The sequence below is a fragment of the Microcoleus sp. BM001215392 genome (genome assembly GCF_036700185.1).
Taxonomy (GTDB): domain Bacteria; phylum Cyanobacteriota; class Cyanobacteriia; order Cyanobacteriales; family Microcoleaceae; genus Microcoleus.
In genome coordinates this window covers 2,167-7,713 of record NZ_JAUBOJ010000369.1, presented here as the reverse complement: position 1 = coordinate 7,713, position 5,547 = coordinate 2,167, and the positions used below count along the sequence as shown (strand labels likewise).

Sequence of the window (5,547 nt, the reverse complement as noted above, 5' to 3'; positions counted from 1 at the left end):
GCCCAAATGCTACGCCCCTACATATACATTTTGATTTTTGCAAGATATCTAATCTATTGCAGGATAAATTTGTAATTATACTTCTTTGCCACCACACTATTTTTTTAAATCTGTATAATTTGGTCTGATAAACGGCAGAATATTTTATGATTTACCAACTAATCAATTGCCAGATATATTTATTCTGAACTTATAGATTACTGCATTGTCAAACAGATGAATGTATTTTTAACAGCATCGAGTGGGTTGGCGTTCGATCAACTTTTTTCTAGTATATATCCAGCCCTTAAACTGCCCTACAATTTTCCGCTAGTCATCCACATTTCTCCGCTGTAGTAAATTATTAGAGCGATCGACCGCCAACATTTAATGGGACAGAATTGCTGAATAATTAAGCAGCAGCTTCGCAGCAGCCTTAAATCCTGTCAATCACCCATCGCTCATCCTCCCTCCCAGGAGAGGGTAATATTGCAGATGATTGCTGGGTTGGCGATCGCAATGTCAAAAATATCTTTCTAGAATCCCTTAACTGTGAGAAGATTAACAGGGTAATTGGTAAGGGGTAAGAAGAGCCCGTATCTCGGCGAGAGCTCGATAACCGCGACTTACCCGCCCGCTGTCGAGACAGCCGAAGGGTAATAATTGGTAATTTAGTCTGATTTATGCTTGTCTTTTCCTTCCTATTTCCCTTTGCCTTCCCCTTCATTTATGATTGGTAAATGGATAAAAGTTTGGTTAATTTAGTCGATATGACAGAAGAAGTGGCGATCGCCATTTTGGAAACGCCTGCGGACAAACTCGCTGACCCCTACTACCGCTACATTGCAGCCTCTCACTTAGTAAATTTCCCTACAGAACAGTCGATCGCAGCTTTGATGGCGGCGCTGGAAAATAGCGAGGATAGCCCGGAAAATCAGGCTGTGCGCCGCAAAGCAGCAGAAATATTGGGGCGCTTGCAGGCTGCACCAGCATTAACATCGCTGCATTCTTGCTTGCAGGGGGATGACTTTTACGTAGTAGAAAATGCAGTGTGGGCGATCGGCTCCATCGGCACGCAAAATCTGGATATTTCAGAAGATATTGCCAAATTGCTCGACCAACCAGGTCAAAGTTATCGGGTTATCATCCGCGCTTTGGCAAAATTGAATTATACAGCAGCACTCTCGCAAATTAGACAATTTGTAGACTCCGAAGACGAGATGATTAGAAGTGCAGCCATCACCACAGTTTGCCGTTTTTCAGGAGATTACTCGGAAATGTCGCGCGTTGTAAACTTGCTGCAAAGCGTTAATGTTAATGCTCGCCGCAGCAGCATTCAAGATTTAATAGATGCAAAATATTACCAAGCAATTCCTCTGATTGCTCGCTGTCCTGTGTCTGTGGTGTTTCGGTTGCGGGCTGTGCGGATGCTGGCTAATGCGGGAATTCCTGCGGGAAAAATTGCTTTTGCAGAAATTGAACCGATTCTCGATCGCATAATTGGCGATCGACCCGACGACCTAGATTTAGTCTACGAATATGACCAACTCCCCAGCCTCGAATTTGCCATTAACGAACTCTACGAAACAGATGGCGGGCGCTGTTATCTGGCAACCAAAACCCTGCTAGAATCATATACAAGTGAAGCACCGGATGCTTTGCTGGCAATTTATGAAAAATCAGCATACAAGGATGGTGGAGCCCACTATCACGTCATGAAACTGCTCGGCTGGCTCAAGTACGCTCCTGCTTTCGATTTACTCATAGAAGCGTTGCACAATCAAGAACCCCAATTTCAAAAATCCCGCGCCGCCGCCGCGATCGCCCTCGGCGAAATTGGCGACCAACGCGCTATTGCAGAATTGAAAATTTGTCTAAAAACTCGACTCTGGGATTTAAAATACGGTAGTTTGATGGCATTGCAAAAATTAGGAGACAGCAGCGGCTGCGAGATTTTAGCTGAGGATGAGGATTTGCTGATGCAGCAAAAAGCAGCGAGTTTAAAGGCCGCAACAAGATTGTAATCAAGCAGAATTGTGAGTTACCAATTACCCAGAAAAGCGAAGGGGTTCGCACAACACAACCACAAATCTCGCTAAATTCCCAACTACCAATCATCTTGTTTTCGATCGCCAGCAGGACACTCCTACAGTAAAATAAGTTGGATAGTTGGGGCTTGAGTTCGAGTAAAACTCTCAGGAAAGGTGCGGGCGATCGCAACTGGGGCGGCTAATTTGCAGCGATCGGGCGATCGAACTAAATCGCGCGATCGCTGCGATCGTTTCGACTCGATCGCAGAGATCGTGCGATCGGGACTGAACTCCTAAGCAGCGAACCTACCTACTTTCAGGTATTCCAAACAAATCGCCCCTGAATTTTCTTCAAAACTCAGCAGCGATCTAATTCCAGTTATTTATCTCATACAAGAGATTTTTTGCAAGCTGTTATTTTTTTCCTGAACAGCTTGGTAACGGAGAGGGAGGGATTCGAACCCTCGTTAAGTTGCCCTAAACACACTTTCCAGGCGTGCGCCTTCAACCGCTCGGCCACCTCTCCAGGGCTAAATGAAATCATTCAGCCACAGCTAAACTATCTTAGCAGAACAAATCTGATTTGGGAAGGGGTAACGGCATAAATTTGTTGTTTAATGTGGGTAGGGTGTAAAACCGGCGAGCCAAGTTCTGCTCCCTGTGTCGCAAACCCATTCACATCAAGGATTTTGCCCCCAAACGCCATGGTTCTATTCTTCAACTCGCATCAGCAGGAGTCCCGCGCTCTACCTGTACCCAGGTGAGCGTCGGGAGGAATGCGCGTGAGTCAAGAGAGCCGCCCCAAGCCAAATCGGTAGCTTTAGAAGTCGGAGGGTTTGGGGCGGTCTACTCGCTGTGCAAATTATTTTGCCACACCACTTGACGCGACATTATTCACGAGATAGGATTTAATTGGAGTTTGTGAAGATCATGTCCCAAGTAATCACCGCCAAGCTAAAACTCAACCTGAATGCCGAGCAAAAAGCTTTGGTATCTCAGACTGCTTTAGCTTACCGGGATGCTTTGAATTATACCTCGCAAGTCGCTTTTGATGCGGGCAAAACCAGCAATGGCGCTAAGTTGCAGAAGGCTGTTTACAGTGAATTGCGAGTTAGATTTGGGCTGGGCGCTCAAATGGCTTGCAATGTACCCAGACAAGTGTCGGCAACGTACAAAACTTTGTGGACTAAGGTAAAACAATCTGCTGATGCTATCGCCAAAGGCTACACGAAGAGACGGTACAAAGGGTTGGATAAAGCCCCAAAATATATTTCTCGAACCTGTACCCTGAATTATCAGCGTGACTACTCTTTTAAAGCCGAGAGGCAAGTGAGTATCATCACTCTCTCTGGGAGGATAGTGGTTTCGTATGACGGCTACAGCAAGCACCTAGATTTAATTGCTAATGGTGCCAAAATTGGAGCCGCTAAAATTGTCTATCAGCGTTCTTCTAAGGTCTACTACTTAATGGTAAGTATTGAGGTAGAAACACCTTTGGTTGACCCACTGAAAATCACTAGAGTTTCTGGTGTTGACGTGGGCATGAGATATCTTGCGGTAGAAACAGATTTGAAAAACAAGTCTAAATTATACTCAGGAAAAGACGTTAGACACAAAGCCAACCGCTATCACAAAGCAAGAATAACTCTTCAGCGTAAAGGCACTCGTTCAGCCAAGCGAAGACTAATCGCTTTATCTGGAAGAGAAAGACGGTTTATCGCTGATGTAAACCACCAAATCAGCAAGAAAATTGCCCAGCCGTCGAGCCTAATTGGACTAGAAAACTTGACCGGAATCCGAGATACAACTAAGTCTAAGTCTGGGAAGAAGGCTAGCAAAAAACAGCGGAGAGCCAACCGAAATAAAACTAAATGGTCTTATGCCGAATTGCACGGGTATATCGACTACAAAGCCAATCTAAATGGTTCGTTAGCAACTAAAGTTCCGGCTCATTATACATCGAAAAGTTGCCCTAAATGCGGACATACTTCAGATAATAATAGACCTAACAAAGGACTATTGTTTCGATGCGAATGTTGTAGTCATGAGTTACACGCTGATTTGGTAGGCGCGCGAAATATTGCAATGAGAGCGTTGCTTGTCCGGCAAGACTGGATGAGTACGGGGAGCTTGTCAGCATCCCCTGATGTGTCGGGCAGTGAAACTAAAGCTGAGATTCTGCAAAGATTTTCGGAATTGCGGTGGAGCTCAGATACAAGCCCACACCATAGCGGTACCCCGCTTGGTGATGGGTAGTTGACTCTAAAATTCTTCAATCGAAAATCAAGATGACTCGCTCCTACACAATTAAAATTCATAACAGACAAACGGGCGATCGCCACACAGTGCGAGTACCCGAAGACCGTTACATCCTGCAAAGTGCCGAAAACCAAGGCGTAGAATTGCCTTTTTCCTGCCGCAACGGCGCTTGTACAGCCTGTGCGGTGCGCGTCAAGTCGGGGGAATTGCACCAGCCCGAAGCAATGGGACTTTCTGTGGAACTGCAAAAAGAGGGTTATGCTTTGCTTTGCGTCTGCTATCCCCGTTCCAACATCGAAGTAGAGACGCAAGACGAAGATGAAGTGTACGAATTGCAATTCGGTCGCTTTTTCGGCAAAGGTAAAGTTAGATTCGGTTTACCGCTGGATGAAGAATGAGAGCAAATTTGGTAAGCTGTTGCGCCTTTGAATTGCTGGTTGGGGGCGCTGCCCAAAGCCCACCCCACAAGTCTTTAATTGATTTTTACACATAATTTAAATGCAGAAGAGCTGACCAATTTCTAATTCCCAATGCCCAATTCCCAATTCCCAATTCCCAATTATTCATGCTTTATAGGTTATTTGCGATCGCCCTTTGTGTGTTGTTAGCTAGCTGCGAAAAACCAGAAATGCCCCAAGGTACGATCGCCAAAGTAGAAAGGGCGATCAGCGGCCAAACAATCGAAATTATCAGTACAGCCGACAAAATCGCCTTACTAGAACAAATCAGACTGATTGGGATTGATGCACCCGATTTAAAACAGCAGCCTTGGGGAGAAGCAGCCAAACAAAGACTAGAACAGCTAATTGGGGGGAAACAAATATTGCTAGAATCAGACATCGAAGAGAAAGACAGATTCGATCGCAAATTAGCTTATTTGTGGCAAGATAAAATTTTGCTCAACGAACAGCTAATCAAAGAAGGTTATGTTTTGGCCTCAGTGCGATCGCGAAATACGAAATATCAACAGCGACTCGCCAACGCTCAAGAATGGGCGAGAATCATGGGAAAAGGCCTGTGGAATCCAGAACGAGCTTTGCGGCAAACTCCCGCAGAATTCAGACAACAAAATCGGAAATAGTCAGTTGATAGTTGACAGTTGACAGTTGACAGTTGACAGTTGACAGTTGGGGATTATTGTTCCTTCTTCCTTCTTCCTTCTTCCTTCTTCCTTCCTTCTTACTTCTTACTTCTTCCTTCTTCCTTCTTCCGACTTCCATCGGACTTCTTCCTTCTTCCGACTTCCATCGGACTTCTTCCTTCTTCCGACTTCCATCGG

General features: G+C 45.2%; 5 protein-coding genes, 1 tRNA gene and 1 pseudogene. 5 read left to right on the top strand and 2 right to left on the bottom strand.

The features are described 5' to 3' along the window. The first annotated feature begins 719 nt into the window (after positions 1–719). Positions 720–2,003, top strand: coding sequence for a HEAT repeat domain-containing protein (locus QT974_RS28015; protein WP_333471668.1), 1,284 nt, complete (start codon positions 720–722; stop codon positions 2,001–2,003). Positions 2,004–2,183: 180 nt separating this feature from the next. Further along, complete coding sequence (locus QT974_RS28010; RefSeq protein ID WP_333471667.1) at positions 2,184–2,306, top strand: hypothetical protein; 123 nt, start codon at positions 2,184–2,186, stop codon at positions 2,304–2,306. A 144-nt stretch (positions 2,307–2,450) separates the two neighbouring features. On the opposite strand, the gene QT974_RS28005 is transcribed toward QT974_RS28010, so the two are convergent. Continuing rightward, positions 2,451–2,535 (bottom strand) — tRNA-Ser (locus QT974_RS28005). Positions 2,536–2,939: 404 nt separating this feature from the next. Here QT974_RS28005 and QT974_RS28000 point away from each other — a divergent pair. The 3 genes from QT974_RS28000 to QT974_RS27990 all read left to right on the top strand — a co-directional run bounded on the left by QT974_RS28000 (position 2,940) and on the right by QT974_RS27990 (position 5,349). After that, the gene (locus QT974_RS28000; RefSeq protein ID WP_333471666.1) at positions 2,940–4,265 is read left to right on the top strand and encodes an RNA-guided endonuclease InsQ/TnpB family protein; all 1,326 of its coding nucleotides are present in this window, start codon (positions 2,940–2,942) and stop codon (positions 4,263–4,265) included. Positions 4,266–4,297: 32 nt separating this feature from the next. Beyond that, positions 4,298–4,666 (top strand): 2Fe-2S iron-sulfur cluster-binding protein, encoded by a 369-nt coding sequence (locus QT974_RS27995; RefSeq protein ID WP_265239312.1) that lies wholly within the window; start codon positions 4,298–4,300, stop codon positions 4,664–4,666. A gap of 167 nt (positions 4,667–4,833) precedes the next feature. After that, positions 4,834–5,349 carry a thermonuclease family protein gene (locus QT974_RS27990; protein WP_333471665.1) on the top strand — a complete coding sequence of 172 codons (516 nt, stop codon included), beginning with the start codon at positions 4,834–4,836 and terminating at the stop codon, positions 5,347–5,349. On the opposite strand, the pseudogene QT974_RS27985 reads toward QT974_RS27990, so the two are convergent. Next, a pseudogene (locus tag QT974_RS27985) lies at positions 5,327–5,547 on the bottom strand (O-antigen ligase family protein); the annotation flags it as partial. The gene QT974_RS27990 and the pseudogene QT974_RS27985 overlap by 23 nt on opposite strands.